The sequence below is a fragment of the Leptolyngbya sp. PCC 6406 genome (assembly GCF_000332095.2).
Taxonomy (GTDB): Bacteria; Cyanobacteriota; Cyanobacteriia; order Phormidesmidales; family Phormidesmidaceae; genus PCC-6406.
In genome coordinates this window covers 18,125-31,996 of record NZ_KI913950.1, presented here as the reverse complement: position 1 = coordinate 31,996, position 13,872 = coordinate 18,125, and the positions used below count along the sequence as shown (strand labels likewise).

Here is a 13,872-nt window from a genome sequence, read left to right as displayed (position 1 = left end):
CCCCGGTTCAAAATCCATTACCCCGCAAGGGGACGGAAACTAGCCTGGGCAGCTGCGCTCAGCTGTGCCGGACCAGTTCAAAATCCATTACCCCGCAAGGGGACGGAAACCCAACTGCCCCATAGTACCACCCGGTGGTATATGAGTTCAAAATCCATTACCCCGCAAGGGGACGGAAACCATAGAGCGTCCCAGCGTAGGCGTTGGCAGCACCGAGTTCAAAATCCATTACCCCGCAAGGGGACGGAAACATTATGGCTTCAGTACTCTCCCTCATAGCCTGCAAGGTTCAAAATCCATTACCCCGCAAGGGGACGGAAACCACGGAACGTCGTCTGCTTGCTTGCCATGAGGGGTTCAAAATCCATTACCCCGCAAGGGGACGGAAACAGAAGATGCATCACCAACTGGGGTGACGACATCGTTCTCGTTCAAAATCCATTACCCCGCAAGGGGACGGAAACGATGGGAAATCAGAAATCAGAAGGATGAAGGATGAATGGGACTCGGGTGAGGACTTGAAAGCCTTCTCACTCAGGAACTTGTCTCAACCGTCGCAACATCCTAAACATTCCACCAGCCACCTTTTCTGCCTTCTGCCTGCTCCGCACGGACACAGCCCTACATCCTTTCCCCAAATCCATTACCCCGCGAAAACTAGACCTCCGAGGTCTGACGTGACGTGGGACTCACTCCCAGAAAGCCTCTTCATGCCATCAGCTACCGCAGCATCCCCGATACCCCACCAGCAGACTTTTCTACCTTCTGCCTTTCCCCGCAAGGGGACGGAAACAACTGTGTCGTATGTGGTTCTAGTTAAATTCAGCGTTAAATTAGTGGTAGACGAGTCGTCATCCTGTTAGCAGCTATGGATAATGGGGCTTTATTGAAGATTTTGGAGCGCAACCCCGATCTCGTGAGTGGAGCTTGGGTGTTTCGGGGAACGCGCGTGCCGGTGACAGCATTCTTTGAAAACCTGAAGGACGGCGCTTCGGTCGATCAGTTCATTGAATGGTTTCCAGGGGTTCAGCGGGCGCAAGTAGAGGCACTGCTGGATTATGAGATGACAGCTTTGAATCAAGCAGTTGGCTAATGAAAATTCTGTTTGACCAAGGGACGCCAGCGCCATTGCGACACCATCTGTCAGGGCACTCGGTAGACACCGCCTATGAGCGCGGCTGGTCGCAGTTTACCAATGGGGATTTGCTCACCATTGCTGAGCAGGAAAACTACGATGTCATGATCACAACGGATCGCAATCTCCGCTATCAACAGAATCTGTCCGATCGCCAAATCGCTATTGTCGTTTTGCTCTCTACCTCTTGGCCCCGCATTCAGTTGCAAACAGACCATATCAAAGCTGTGGTGGATGGGGTACAGCCGGGTGGCTACGAAGAAGTTTCTATCTGACCAAGAAGGTTGCCTGGGCACCCGCCGCCGAGGCTCTGCCTCCGGCACTAGGCGGCAGAGCCACCCCCGGAAGCTCCCAGCCAGAGGCTAGGAGCCAGGGAAATCAATTCCATTCCGGCGCAGGGTCGCAGTCGTGAAGTGCGATCGCGGCCATCCCCAACCGCCCGATTCTGCCTTCTGCCTGCTCCGCACGGGCACAGCCCTACATCCTTCTGCCTTCTGCCTTCTGCCTTCATCCTTCTGCCTTCATCCTTCTGCCTTCATCCTTCTGCCTTCATCCTTCATCCTTCATCCTTCATCCTTCTGCCTTCTGCCTTTAGTTCCGCTAGGATGACTCATAGCGGCAGAGGTCACCATGTCATTTAGCGCCTATACCAGCTTGGCTAAAACCATCCAAGCATTTCAAATCACCTACACCGAAGCCAACTTCATCACCACAGTAGACTTTTCAGTCTCCGAAGCCTTTCGCCAAGATTTACAGTTCACCATGCAGGAAGGCGTGGTGGACAACTCTGAGTTTGCCATCTGCGAAAATCTGGTCTACCCCGTTCTGAAAGAAGTTTGGAAACAGTACCACAGCAGATTTATTTTGTGGAGTCACCAATTTCTCAACTGCGATGCCAACCTGTCAGGCTTTCCTGAATACATTTTGGCGCGACGATCGCCCCTCGGCAAAATTGTCTTTGACCAACCTTATTTTGTTCTAGTCGAAGCCAAGCAAGATAACTTTGATGCCGCCTGGGGCCAATGCCTAGCCGAAATGGTGGCAGCTCAGCGCATGAATGAACATACCGAAATCGTCATTTTTGGCATCACCTCTAACGGCGATCGCTGGCAATTTGGCAAGCTCGATGGGATGCAATTCACCCTCAATAGCACCTTCTATACTATCCAAGAGCTAGACAAACTCTTTGCTGCTGTCAACGCCATCTTTCAACAGTGCGCCGCCCAACTCGATACGCTGGTAACCGCTTAACCCTATGGTCGAAAGGTTGCTCAAATAAGCGCCTGAAGAATAAGCGCCTGAATGCAAGCTTTACTGAACTTGCGTTTATTACGGGTGCCCCGGCTCTGCCTCCGGCTCTAGGCGGCAGAGCCACCCCCGGAAGCTCCCAGCCAGAGGCTAGGAGCCAGGGAACTCAATTCCGGCGCAGGGTCGCAGTCGTGTGAAGTGCGATCGCGGCCATCCCCAACCGCCCGATTCCACCTTCTGCCTTCCACCTTCTGCCTTCTGCCTTCCACCTTCTGCCTTCTGCCTTCCACCTTCTGCCTTCCGCCTTCCGCCTTCTGCCTTCTGCCTTCCGCCTTCCCCCTTCCCCCCATGCTCTCCGCCCTCGGCATTGACCCAGCCCGCATTCGCCATGTACAGCCCCGCACCCGCCGCACCCACTGGCAGGCCATAGTCAACTGGCTAACCCGCTACCAGCCCCCCCCAGAGGCCAGTAATCTAGACCAGGTAAAAGGCTACTTAGAAGCCTTTTATCACCTGTGCGAACTGGAAGAGTGGGAACGGGCTAATCACTTGATCAACACCGAACTGGAGACCCCCGCCCAGGCCCAACTGCACTACCACCTCAAACTGTGGGGCCACATCCCCACCCAAATCACCCTCTATAAAGCCCTGCTGGATCGCCTCAGCCCCAAATGGAACGGACTGCTGCGGCAATTTCTGGGGGCCAGCTACCACACCCTTGGAGACTACGCCCAGGCCCAAACCTACCTAGAGCAGAGCCTCAGCATCATGCAAACCATAGGCGATGCCGTAGATCAAGGGGCCATTCTCAGCCACCTGGGGGAAATCCACTACGTCCAGGGCAACTACGAGCAAGCGATCGCCCTGCAACAGCAATGGCTAGAAATCTCAAGGGCCAACGGGTTCCGCCCCGGTGAAGGCATCGCCCTGGGTAGTCTGGGCAACATCTACGAAGCCCAGGGCAACTATCCCCAAGCAGTGACCTACCATCGCCAGCACCTGGCCCTGGCCCGTGCCGATGGCGACCTGGAAATGGAAGGAGCCGCCCTGGGCAACCTGGGCAGTTGCTACCATTCCCTCGGTCAATATGCCCAGGCTCAAGCTTGTCATCAGCAACACCTGACCTTGGCTCAACAGTTGGGCGATCGCACCGGCGAAAGTAATGCCCTGGCAGGTCTGGGCAGCGCCTGCTACGAACTGGGGGACTATCCCACCGCCCACCAATACTTTGAACAACAGCGGCAACTGGCCCACGACATTAGCGATCGCCTCGCCGAAGCCAATGCCCTGGGGGGCTTGGGCAATGTGTGCTTTGCCCTGGGGGACTATCCCCAAGCCTTGGCATATCACCAGCAGCACCGAGCGATCGCCGCGAGCCTGGATCATCCCCACAGCCTGCTCCATGCCCTGGGCAACCTGGGCAATGTCTGTAGTGCATTGGGGCAATATCCCCAGGCCCAGGACTACTATCAGCAACAACGGGCCATGGCGGAGCAGATCGGCGATCGCCTCGGCCTGGGCTTGGCCGAAGGCAACCTGGGGGTAGTGGCCTATGCCTTGGGGGACTACACCGCTGCCCTAGGGGCACTGCATCGCCAACTGACGATCATCCGGCAGTTGGGGGCGGCTGACCCCGCTCACCCCCACCCCCAAGAAAGCGCCATTCTCAGCACCTTGGGCAATGTCTATAGCGCCCTGGGACAACCGATGGCGGCACTGGATCATTTGCAGCAGGCGCTGGCCTTGGCCCAACAGCAGGGCAATCGCCAGCAGGAAGCCCATGGGCTGGGCTATCTGGGTGTCTTTTATCAAGCCCAGGGCGACTTTCGCACTGCCCTGGACTACCATCAACGGCACCTAGCCCTGGCCCAGACCCTAGGCGATCTTCCCGGCCAAGGCCGTGCCCTCCAGGGGTTGGGTAATGGTTATCAAGAATTGGGGCAGTATGAAGCCGCCCTCAACTATCACCAGCAAAACTTAGCCCTAGTGCGGCAGCTTGGGGATAGGGCTGGAGAGGGGGCAGCCCTGGGCAGCTTGGGCAACCTGTACAACAGCTTGGGAGACTATGCCCAGGCGATTGAGTACCACCGCCAAGACCTGGCGATCGCCCGCCAGATTGGTGAAAAACGGAGCCAAGAGGCGGCCCTGGTGAACCTGGCCAATGCCCAAAGTGAGTTAGGCCAGTATCAGGAAGCGGTTGAGCATTATCACCAAGCATTGGCCATCGCCCAGGAAATTGGCGATCGCTGGGGGGAAGGGTTGACCTGGGCTAACCTGGGGGAGACCCTGACCAAGTTAGGGCAATACGATCAAGCCTTGACCAGCCTGGAAACCGGGCTAAGGATCTCTCAAGAACAGGGGGCGCGATCGCTAGAGGCCGCCGCCTACAAGTACCTGGGGCTACTGCACCAGGCCATGGGTCACCGGGAGAGGGCGGCAGATTGCTTTGACCGGGCGATCGCGATTAACTCGCCAACAACTCTCCCCGCCCGTGAATGCGGTCGCACCACTGCTGAGCCAGCGCCGCCATCTCCTGACGCTTAGCTTCATGGCTCCACAGGTCAGACCATCCCAGTTTCCATCGACTGAGCAACCGTTGCAGGTCAACTAAATCACTGGCAAAGGCGATATCTGCTTCCAAGTTGATACCCAGCACTGTCCACTCAATGAAGAACTGACTTTCCCTGATGAGATGTTGGGCTACCGATTCATCAGTGCCACTGTGGGCCAGCAGTTGAATGCGCGTTAAGTTCAGCGCCAAACTATCAAGCTGAGTCGCTTGGTTGGCTTGGAGGTACTGCCCCTTAAGAATGTCCCAGTTTATTGCCAATGTAAATTCCTAGCGCCTCAAGCATCCGACGCATCTGCTCAGGCTTCGCTCTCTGGCGAATGATATAGATCATCACGCACTAGCTCACACCATCGAACAAATATACTACCAGAGACGCAAGGCCCAGAGACGCAAGGCATATAGCCCAAGGGGCAATAGCCTCCGGCATGGCTACGCTAAGGCTAACGCTAGGGCGCAGCCTGCCTGCAAGGCATAGGACTCCGCTCAGCCAGCGTCAACGGGCTCGGTTCTCTGTAACCTTCCAAGTTGTGTCAGGAATCTGGATGAGCTGCTGTGTTTTAGAATCAGTACGCCCAATGCATCTACTGCCAAATTTAGGCAAGATAGCCTGCTCTAGGACATGTCAAAAGAGTTGATCTATCTGGAAGTTTGGGTACGTTAGAGGTTGGCAATGGGGTTATGACATCAGGTCAGGAGTCGCTCATGTCATCAAAGGATGCCGAGGTCCAGAGACAATTGCAACAATTGATGGCGGATATAGAGTCAAAGTCGTCACTCCCAGACCGTCAAGGGCACGACCAGCAACCCGTTGCCAGTAATCAAAAATTGGGATGGTTAGAGCGATTCAAAGGTAATGCGCTATTACCTTTGCAAATTCTAGCGATTCCCTGGACCCAGGAAATCATTGATCAAGTCTTTTTTCAAGGGCGCTGGAATTTGCCTGTCCACCCGCGCACTATTGATGGCATATCAGGCATTTTTACTTCGGCTTTTTCCCATGCCAACTTTGCCCATTTAATCGGGAACACTATCGCCTTCACGATTTTTAGTTGGTTAATTCTGGCTAAAAGTCGGCAAGATTACTGGATCACCTTTTTGATCGGTTGGCTAGGGGGCGGCTTTGCCACTTGGCTACTGGGACCTCAGAGCGCCCATGGCTTGAGTGGAGTGGTGTATACCCTATTTGGCTATCTTTTATTTATTGGCTGGTTAGAAAAAAGAATTATTCCTCTATTTATCTCAGTCTTTGTTCTGATCAACTACAGTGCTTTCATTTGGGGAGTATTTCCTACTCATCCGATGATTGCCTGGTGGGGGCATCTGTTTGGATTCTTGCTGGGTATCCTGGCTGCTTTTGGGGTCTACCGCGAACCTACAGGTCCGCGAGTTTAAGTCAAAATGATTGAATTTTTCGTGGTCAATGCCCATCCTACGCTTTCTTAAATGGATTGATAAGATAGCCATAGATAATAATATTGGTGTCGAGGAATGCTTTAGCGCTCATTTGCCTCATCTCGATTAAATGTGAAGCCTTTAGTATTTAGAGATACGGCTTGAAACCCACCAACATTAGGGGCCGTTAGGGACTTCACTTTAGCTTGAGTACGTTGACGCACAAATTCCACAAACTCTAGAACTAAGCCAGCCTCTTCTTCAGGTAGCGTTTTTACGAGTTCATAAATGCTCTCTGCTGTATTCATGAGTCCCTCCTAGAACAGTAGGGCGGGCAGTGCCCACCATTCACGCTGATCGTAGACAGCCATCCCTATGGACGAGACGGTACTAGACTGTTAACGGGTGATGAGCCGCTAGAAGCCCTGCCAGACATGCGTTTCAGGCTGTTTACGGCAATCAGCTAGAACCCTTGCAACATGAGCCTTTCAGGTGTTCATCACCTCTTTGGAGACCCGTGCCAAATAGATCGCGTCGTTCCTGAAACATTCCCAAGAGGGCAGTTTTCATCGGATCTTTGAGTTTTGCTTCGCTGAGGCTAGCTTTTGACATTCTGCCTTGCTCCCAGTTGAGTGAATCGCTGATGGCTAGCGTAGCCTATTCCCTATTGATGGTTGCTGGCAGGACAATCGGGGTGGAGCCACTTGACCCATGAGGCCGATCGCTAGACAGATGACAGATGTTACCCAGACTCCTGAAACCCTCGCAGTTCAGATTGCTGGCCTAGAAGCTCAGAACCCCGCTGCGGTGGAGCTGCCAGAGTCCTATCATCAACTTGGTGCCCTCCATTATCAAGCGGCTAACTATGGGGAAGCATTGAGCGCCTATGGTCAAGCCTTAGCTTGGCAAGAGCAACACCTGACCGCCGATCATCCCCACAGGATTGCTAGCCTCCAGGGCTTAGGGTTAGCCCACCACGCCTTGGGAGACTACACCCAAGCAGAACGACAGTATCAACAGTCTGTGAGGCTGGTTGAGCGACATCAAGACACCCAACTTGGGTCAGCCGTCGCAGGCCACTATTTCCTGGTTAACCTGTATTGTCTGCTGGGTCGTTATCAGCAGGCTCATGATTTAGAACAACGCGCTCTCCCCCTGATATATACCTTGCTAGGGACCCTGATCGGGGCTGATCAGCCAGCGATCCTTGAACGCCAGGGCCATGCTGGCAGGCCATCCCAGTTTCTGACCCCTGCGGGGGCTTACTGGCATAGAAAAGCCCAGCCAATTTTCTCGGCTCCAGTGCCAGGCGAGTTAGATCCCTGGGACAAAGATTTATTGATTCTGGGGCGACTATATCGATTTAGCAATTCCTCCATGGCCGTCAACCTCTATGAAGCCTGTTTGGCCCTTTACGACGCCTCCAAGGGTGATAGCCCCCTCAAAACAGCTACCCCACTCAGCGCCATTGGGGAGATTTACGCTAGTCGAAATCAGGATGCAGGATGTGGTCCCTCTACCACCTGGTTTACCGCCGCAGAGCCCTTGGTTATCCGCGCCTTAGAGATTCGAGAAAAATATCTTGCCGCTAACCACCCCTTGATTGCCGTCAGCTTGACTCAGGTTGCCAACGTGATCAGCGGGTTGGGACGCTACAGAGAAGCGCTTACCCTACTGGAACGGGCAGTTGTCATCAAAGAGCAGTGCTTGGGGGATAGCCATCTTGAAACAGCCACAAGCCGGTTTAACCTCGCAGTGGCGTATCAGACCCTAGGTTATAGGGACGCGGCAGTACGCTTATTGGAACCAGTCTTGGATATTCAACTGCAAATTTTGGAGCCAGATCATCCCTGCATCTGCAGAACCCGCCACTTGCTAGCCTTGGTGACAGGGCAATCCCCTTTAATCTGAAGATGCAGTGCTATGGGGCGGGCATGGACAATGGGTTCTTGATGAACGTTCTGGCGGCGAGTGCGGCATAGTCAGGGCTTTGCCAGGGCGGTCTTCTCAATTCCTCCATCTGCGCTTCATCTCCTAGGGTGGTGTAGGCAACCAAGGCCGTTGCCATATAGGCGATCGCGACTCTGTATTGATGTTCTTCTTGGGCAACCACGGCTAACCCGTCCAAACTATGGGGAAACCTTAACCAAGTTAGGGCAATACGATCAAGCCTTGACCAGTCTGGAAACCGGGCTAAGGATCTCTCAAGAACAGGGGGCGCGATCGCTAGAAGCTGCCGCCTACAAGTATCTGGGGCTACTGCACCAAGCCATGGATCACCGGGAGAGAGCGGCGGATTATTTTGACCAGGCGATCGCGGTAGCCCTGAAGAGCCCCTTAGCAATAGAGTATCGAGAGTTGCGATCAGCCCTCACTGGCTAAGATGAACCAGACTTCATCACAGGCCACCTTTGCACCACCCTGCGATACCGTAGAGCGAAAGGCAGAAGGCAGAAGTTTCCACTCCCCCACTCCCCCACTCCCTCACTCCCTCACCCCTCCACTCCCCTAAAAACCGATGCGATCGCGGCAATTTGGTCAATCTTCCCCATCCCCAATCCGCAACGGGCTGTTGCTGTTGTTCCTGATTGTCAGCGTCGTTGGGGTCATCTTTTTCGCGGTGTTACTGCCCCCGGCGGCGGGCCAATCGGGGTCTGCGGATGCGGAGCTGTTGACCAAGCAGATTGACTTCATCCTCAAGATGAACAGTGCTTTTCTGGGCTTCCTGGGCATCATCGGGGCGCTGCTCACCTGGTTTTTCAAAAGCAACCTAGAGGATGCCAAAAAAGTCGCCAGTGAGATGGTGCGCAAAGAACTGAATGAGCACATTACTGTCCGGGTCAAGGAAGAGTTTCGCTATTGGGAAATGAGTGCCCGCACCGAGCGGGTGGTGGGACAAACCCTAGTCAGCTACTACCTGCCGGAGGGGCAAGCGGAACCCCCAGAATGTCTGTCATTGCGGCGGCGGGGATTTCGCCAGGTGTCTTTCTGTAGCCGCTTAGAGGAGGTGCGGCGGCTAGCGGATACGGATGTCGTTGTCCTGGACTGTCAGAACTGGATGAAGAGTCCCACGGAAAAAGTAGTGCAACTCCAGAAGGGATGGCTGGTTGAAGACAGTGAAACCCTGGTCAAAGCACAAATTGATGGGCTGCGAGCCCTGCTGTCTCAACATGCTGTTTTGGTGGTCTATGTGCGGGGCAATGTCAGCTACCTGAATGAATCCAAATTTGAGCGAGCCTATGTGCTACCCGCCAACAATCAGGTAACGCTGCTGGGCCATGTGGTGAATGGAGCCTATGTGGCCCACAGCGATCGCGTGGAGCATCGACCCCTGAGCTAGAGTACAGGTACCTTTGTTGCGAGAGCTGCGATCGCCTACGGCCCACCCCCAGTACCGCCACTGTCAGAAGAAGATGCTACTTGGGTCACCAAGCAATTAGCGATCCCCTAATCTCCCCTTCACCCCCACTCCCACTCCCTGCCAGGGCGAGCACCGCTCGCCCCTACCCCAACACCCCAACACCCCAACACCCCAACACCCCAACACCCCAACACCCCCACTCCCCTACCCCCATGGTCACCCTCCAACTCCGCCAACTAGATGTCCCCCCAGGGCAGCGACTCCTACACCCCAACACCCCAACACCCCAACACCCCAACACCCCAACACCCCCACTCCCCTACCCCCATGGTCACCCTCCAACTCCGCCAACTAGATGTCCCCCCAGGGCAGCGACTCCTGCTCCACGATGTAAGCTGGGCCGAATTCGAGGCCATTTTGGCAGACTTGGGCGACCATCGCCGCACCCGCATCGCCTATGACCACGGTTTACTCGAAATCATGACCCCCCTACCAGAACACGAATATTTCAAGCAGTCGATTAGCATTGCCATTGAGGACATTGCCGAAGTTCTGGAGCAGGACTACGAAAGCTACGGCTCCACCACCTGGAAGCAGCAGGCGCAGCAGGCGGGGCTAGAGCCGGACAATTGCTTTTACTTTCAAAATGAAGCCCTAGTGCGCGGCAAGCTGACCTTCGACCTCGACCAAGATCCACCCCCAGACCTGGCCTTGGAAATCGACATCACTAGTAAATCCCTAAACCGCTTTCCCATCTATGCCCGCCTAGGGATACCGGAAGTGTGGTGCTACGACCAGGGGGCTTTGCACATTTACCTCTTACAGGGCGATCGCTACATAGAATCACAGCAGAGTCAGGTCTTTCCCGCGCTGAAAATTCCAGCCTTACCCGCCCTCATCGAGCAATATCGAGGGCAGGGACGCTTAGCCCTGCGGCGGGCGGTGCGACAGTGGGTGCGCGGCCAGTTGCCATGAGGTGCGCGATCGCGGGGTCACTAGGGTCTGAATCATGGAACACTTCCCTGGGCCATCATTACCAGCATAGGGACTAGGTCAGGAGCGGGCAGGCTCACGCGGGGGGTGGGGTGCCTAGGCGACGGGTCAGAATACTGACCACGGTACCGGGCTGGGGGCCGGGAAGCAGCGGGCTCCACTGGCCAACCTCGGCAAAGCCCAGGACGTGCAGGGTATGGATGGTGCTGGTAACGCCCTGGCGCGATCCGATCAGGAGAACTTGGAGGCGATCGGGCTGAAATTCTGAGGATGAAGTCTCCTGCACCGCAGGTAATTCAGGCTGTTGCAGCCCATCAGCAAGAAACATCACAGCATTGGACATGGGGCATTTTCCGATAATGACAATTGTCATTATTAAATCATAGAATATAGTGACAATCGTCATTATTTACGCGCCTATGCCCCTCTGACACAATCAGAGGCATGGGTAAAGCAGGGAAATCGCTACGACGAGTGCTGGAGACCTATGGCATCAGCCAGAATCAGTTGGCGCTGGTAATGGGCATCAACGCTACAAATGTGAGTCGTTGGGTGAATGAGAGCCGCGATCCTGCTGGGGATGCGATCGTTGAGATCAAAACTGGCCTGGAAAAGATTGACCCCGCTGCCGCTGAGGATTTTGTCATGGGGTACCTGTACAGCGCTGATGGCTACTGAGGCAAAAAAGATCGCCAGGATGGCTGGAAAGAATTGTTAAGCTTGGGTTTCAGCGATTGCCAGGGAGAAATGCCCCTGCTAATCTGAGGGGGTCTGCCGATCCTTGAAAACCGCATAGTCTCGTTGACCCCCTCAGATGCCTCTCCGTGCAAGGGTTTGAGCCCGATCTGAAGTGGGGGTATTGACAGCAATTCTCAATTATTTTGACCCTAAGCCGACCCCCTCAGATTTGGGGTGTTGAAACCCTTACACAGCAAGGGCTCCAGATCGAGGGGGTTCAAAATCCATTACCCCGCAAGGGGACGGAAACCCCCCCACTACAACCTCCCCACACCTGCAGTTTGGCGTTCAAAATCCATTACCCCGCAAGGGGACGGAAACCTGGTCTTGGAGGGTGTTTGTCCTCCGTGACGTGTTACACGTTCAAAATCCATTACCCCGCAAGGGGACGGAAACGGTCAACTCAGTTTTGAACTGGTTGAGGCGCCTCGCAAGTTCAAAATCCATTACCCCGCAAGGGGACGGAAACCATATACAGTCGGACGACACCTCTACAATCTCATGTTCAAAATCCATTACCCCGCAAGGGGACGGAAACGTCTCTTGCCCAATTAACTTGAGCTTTCCATTTTTGGTTCAAAATCCATTACCCCGCAAGGGGACGGAAACCATAACAACAGTCACTACTTGCTGACTATTGATAAACTGGTTCAAAATCTATTACCCCGCAAGGGGACGGAAACAGCCAGTTAGGTATCCTTCTAGATATTGGTTAGGTGTTCAAAATCCATTACCCCGCAAGGGGACGGAAACGTGACTTGCCGGCGGTCAGACGCATCAAGCGTCTGAGTTCAAAATCCATTACCCCGCAAGGGGACGGAAACATGAGGAACATCCTGTGTACCCACGTGGTTACCCGTGTTCAAAATCCATTACCCCGCAAGGGGACGGAAACCCAAAGGTATTTGCCTTATCGAGGCAATGGGAGTTGATATCGTTCAAAATCCATTACCCCGCAAGGGGACGGAAACCTGGGGAAATCAGAAGGCAGAAGGAGGAAGGATGAATGGGATTTAGGTGAAGTGTTGAAAGTCTCTGCATACAGTCAATTTCTGCCGTATCCTCAAAGCCCTACCAGCCATCTTTTCTGCCTTCTGCCTTCTGCCTTCATCCTTTCCCCAAATCCATTACCCCGCAAGGGGACGGAAACGATGGGAAATCAGAAATCAGAAGGCAGAAGGATGAATGGGATTTGGGTGGAGTGTTGAAAGTCCTTCATACAGTCAATTACCGCAGAATCCCCAACACCCCACCAGCCAACTTTTCTACCTTCTGCCTTTAGTTCATCCTTTCCCCAAATCCATTACCCCGCAAGGGGACGGAAACCTGGGGAAATCAGAAATCAGAAGGCAGAAGGATGAATGGGACTCGGGTGAGGACTTGAAAGTCTCTTCATGCAGTCAATTTCTGCCGTATCCCCAACACCCTGCCAGCCCCCTTTTCTGCCTTCATCCTTCATCCTTCTGCCTTTAGTTCATCCTTTCCCCAAATCCATTACCCCGCAAGGGGACGGAAACCTGGGGAAATCAGAAATCAGAAGGCAGAAGGATGAATGGGATTTGGGTGGAGTGTTGAAAGTCTTTTCACTCAGGAACTTGTCTCAACCGTCGCAACATCCTAAACACTCCACCAGCCACCTTTTCTGCCTTCTGCCTGCTCCGCACGGGCACAGCCCTACATCCTTATTCACCCTACATTCTTATTCAGGAGTCCTCTTTTAGAGGACGGTAGCTATGAGCGGCGGAATTCCATTCCGGCGCGGGGTAGCAGCAGGGCGATCGCTGTGAGCATCACAATTTCATTGCCACGCGGGGTAGCAGCAGGGCGATCGCTACCGTCCCCAACCGCCCGGCATTAAAATGACCGGGCTAATTGCTGCCGTTCTCTCAAAGAGAACTCAATGCTGGAGAGTCCTCTTTGAGAAGAAGGGCACTCAATTAAGACTGCCTTCCCCTGCCTGCTCCGCACGGGCAAAGCCCTACATCTTTTCCGCAAGGGACGGGGAAACCAAAGACCTCCGAGGTTTTGAAAACCTCGGAGGTCTGAGAGGGATTCACTGCAAGGGGACGAAAACAGTAAACCTTCAATTGTTGATTGGATTCACTTTGATGCGCTTCAGGGTTCCGTCATCGCGCAAGCTATCAACCGTCACAGCGATGGTTTGCCCTTCGCTGAAGCTGCCCACCAACTTAGGTTCCTTTTGCGTCAGCTTAATACTGCCCAAAATCTCATAGGTCACCTTATTTCCCTTAATCGCCGTCACTGATTCATCGATAGCGCGAACACCTAAAATAGCAGCAACAACACCAATTATTGTAATTACTGCGATTACCCTTACAGGGTGACAACCCCCCTAGAGAGCTTGCTGGATAAGGGATAGAGCGTGAAAACCTCGCTGAAAATAGCGGTGTTTATGGGGTTTAAGGGCCACCA

15 protein-coding genes are annotated in these 13,872 nt (G+C 54.0%); 10 read left to right on the top strand and 5 right to left on the bottom strand.

Going from position 1 to position 13,872, the window contains the following annotated elements; all coding sequences use genetic code 11:
* The first annotated feature begins 868 nt into the window (after window positions 1-868).
* From LEP6406_RS0224660 to LEP6406_RS0224640, 4 genes are all read left to right on the top strand, one after another.
* Window positions 869-1,093: a DUF433 domain-containing protein gene (locus LEP6406_RS0224660; protein ID WP_008312845.1), complete on the top strand. Its 225-nt coding sequence runs from the start codon at window positions 869-871 to the stop codon at window positions 1,091-1,093.
* Window positions 1,093-1,410, top strand: coding sequence for a DUF5615 family PIN-like protein (locus LEP6406_RS0224655; protein WP_008312843.1), 318 nt, complete (start codon window positions 1,093-1,095; stop codon window positions 1,408-1,410). Before LEP6406_RS0224660 ends, LEP6406_RS0224655 begins: the two co-directional genes overlap by 1 nt.
* A 355-nt stretch (window positions 1,411-1,765) precedes the next feature.
* The gene (locus LEP6406_RS0224650; RefSeq protein WP_008312841.1) at window positions 1,766-2,386 is read left to right on the top strand and encodes a hypothetical protein; all 621 of its coding nucleotides are present in this window, start codon (window positions 1,766-1,768) and stop codon (window positions 2,384-2,386) included.
* Between the two features lie 345 nt (window positions 2,387-2,731).
* Window positions 2,732-4,927, top strand: a complete 2,196-nt coding sequence (locus tag LEP6406_RS0224640; protein WP_008312839.1) for a tetratricopeptide repeat protein — start codon at window positions 2,732-2,734, stop codon at window positions 4,925-4,927.
* Here LEP6406_RS0224640 and LEP6406_RS0224635 read toward each other — a convergent pair.
* On the bottom strand, window positions 4,848-5,213 hold the full coding sequence (locus LEP6406_RS0224635) for a hypothetical protein (RefSeq protein ID WP_008312838.1): 366 nt from the start codon (window positions 5,211-5,213) through the stop codon (window positions 4,848-4,850). The genes LEP6406_RS0224640 and LEP6406_RS0224635 overlap by 80 nt on opposite strands.
* A 420-nt stretch (window positions 5,214-5,633) precedes the next feature.
* Here LEP6406_RS0224635 and LEP6406_RS0224630 point away from each other — a divergent pair, with 420 nt between their 5' ends.
* Window positions 5,634-6,347: a rhomboid family intramembrane serine protease gene (locus LEP6406_RS0224630; RefSeq protein ID WP_225886718.1), complete on the top strand. Its 714-nt coding sequence runs from the start codon at window positions 5,634-5,636 to the stop codon at window positions 6,345-6,347.
* 101 nt (window positions 6,348-6,448) lie between these two features.
* Here LEP6406_RS0224630 and LEP6406_RS0224625 read toward each other — a convergent pair whose 3' ends face one another.
* Window positions 6,449-6,655, bottom strand: a complete 207-nt coding sequence (locus LEP6406_RS0224625) for a hypothetical protein (protein ID WP_008312834.1) — start codon at window positions 6,653-6,655, stop codon at window positions 6,449-6,451.
* Between the two features lie 424 nt (window positions 6,656-7,079).
* Between LEP6406_RS0224625 and LEP6406_RS0224620 the strand changes: the two genes are divergently transcribed.
* Entirely contained in the window at window positions 7,080-8,258 is a 1,179-nt protein-coding gene (locus LEP6406_RS0224620; protein WP_027269418.1) for a tetratricopeptide repeat protein, read from the top strand.
* Window positions 8,259-8,268: 10 nt separating this feature from the next.
* Here LEP6406_RS0224620 and LEP6406_RS33445 read toward each other — a convergent pair whose 3' ends face one another.
* The gene (locus tag LEP6406_RS33445) at window positions 8,269-8,460 is read right to left on the bottom strand and encodes a hypothetical protein (RefSeq protein ID WP_027269417.1); all 192 of its coding nucleotides are present in this window, start codon (window positions 8,458-8,460) and stop codon (window positions 8,269-8,271) included.
* Here LEP6406_RS33445 and LEP6406_RS33210 point away from each other — a divergent pair.
* From LEP6406_RS33210 to LEP6406_RS0224600, 3 genes are all read left to right on the top strand, one after another.
* Complete coding sequence (locus LEP6406_RS33210) at window positions 8,409-8,729, top strand: tetratricopeptide repeat protein (protein WP_008312831.1); 321 nt, start codon at window positions 8,409-8,411, stop codon at window positions 8,727-8,729. The genes LEP6406_RS33445 and LEP6406_RS33210 overlap by 52 nt on opposite strands.
* 136 nt (window positions 8,730-8,865) lie before the next feature.
* Window positions 8,866-9,687, top strand: coding sequence for a hypothetical protein (locus LEP6406_RS0224605; protein ID WP_008312828.1), 822 nt, complete (start codon window positions 8,866-8,868; stop codon window positions 9,685-9,687).
* 261 nt (window positions 9,688-9,948) lie between these two features.
* Window positions 9,949-10,683, top strand: a complete 735-nt coding sequence (locus tag LEP6406_RS0224600) for a Uma2 family endonuclease (RefSeq protein ID WP_304607867.1) — start codon at window positions 9,949-9,951, stop codon at window positions 10,681-10,683.
* 94 nt (window positions 10,684-10,777) lie between these two features.
* Here LEP6406_RS0224600 and LEP6406_RS0224595 read toward each other — a convergent pair whose 3' ends face one another.
* Window positions 10,778-11,074, bottom strand: coding sequence for a hypothetical protein (locus LEP6406_RS0224595; protein WP_225886717.1), 297 nt, complete (start codon window positions 11,072-11,074; stop codon window positions 10,778-10,780).
* A gap of 71 nt (window positions 11,075-11,145) precedes the next feature.
* On the opposite strand from LEP6406_RS0224595, the gene LEP6406_RS0224590 reads away from it, so the two are divergent.
* Complete coding sequence (locus tag LEP6406_RS0224590) at window positions 11,146-11,379, top strand: helix-turn-helix domain-containing protein (protein ID WP_008312820.1); 234 nt, start codon at window positions 11,146-11,148, stop codon at window positions 11,377-11,379.
* A 2,143-nt stretch (window positions 11,380-13,522) separates the two neighbouring features.
* Here LEP6406_RS0224590 and LEP6406_RS0224585 read toward each other — a convergent pair.
* Window positions 13,523-13,702 (bottom strand): hypothetical protein, encoded by a 180-nt coding sequence (locus LEP6406_RS0224585; RefSeq protein ID WP_027269415.1) that lies wholly within the window; start codon window positions 13,700-13,702, stop codon window positions 13,523-13,525.
* Between the last annotated feature and the right edge of the window lie 170 nt (window positions 13,703-13,872).

Coding starts and splice junctions, on each gene's coding strand:
- LEP6406_RS0224600 (WP_304607867.1), top strand. CDS start 9,949: ATGTCCCCCCAGGGCAGCGACTCCTACACCCCAACACCCCAACACCCC.
- LEP6406_RS0224595 (WP_225886717.1), bottom strand. CDS start 11,074: ATGACAATTGTCATTATCGGAAAATGCCCCATGTCCAATGCTGTGATG.
- LEP6406_RS0224605 (WP_008312828.1), top strand. CDS start 8,866: ATGCGATCGCGGCAATTTGGTCAATCTTCCCCATCCCCAATCCGCAAC.
- LEP6406_RS0224650 (WP_008312841.1), top strand. CDS start 1,766: ATGTCATTTAGCGCCTATACCAGCTTGGCTAAAACCATCCAAGCATTT.
- LEP6406_RS0224660 (WP_008312845.1), top strand. CDS start 869: ATGGATAATGGGGCTTTATTGAAGATTTTGGAGCGCAACCCCGATCTC.
- LEP6406_RS0224590 (WP_008312820.1), top strand. CDS start 11,146: ATGGGTAAAGCAGGGAAATCGCTACGACGAGTGCTGGAGACCTATGGC.
- LEP6406_RS0224655 (WP_008312843.1), top strand. CDS start 1,093: ATGAAAATTCTGTTTGACCAAGGGACGCCAGCGCCATTGCGACACCAT.
- LEP6406_RS0224630 (WP_225886718.1), top strand. CDS start 5,634: ATGACATCAGGTCAGGAGTCGCTCATGTCATCAAAGGATGCCGAGGTC.
- LEP6406_RS0224620 (WP_027269418.1), top strand. CDS start 7,080: ATGACAGATGTTACCCAGACTCCTGAAACCCTCGCAGTTCAGATTGCT.
- LEP6406_RS0224640 (WP_008312839.1), top strand. CDS start 2,732: ATGCTCTCCGCCCTCGGCATTGACCCAGCCCGCATTCGCCATGTACAG.
- LEP6406_RS0224625 (WP_008312834.1), bottom strand. CDS start 6,655: ATGAATACAGCAGAGAGCATTTATGAACTCGTAAAAACGCTACCTGAA.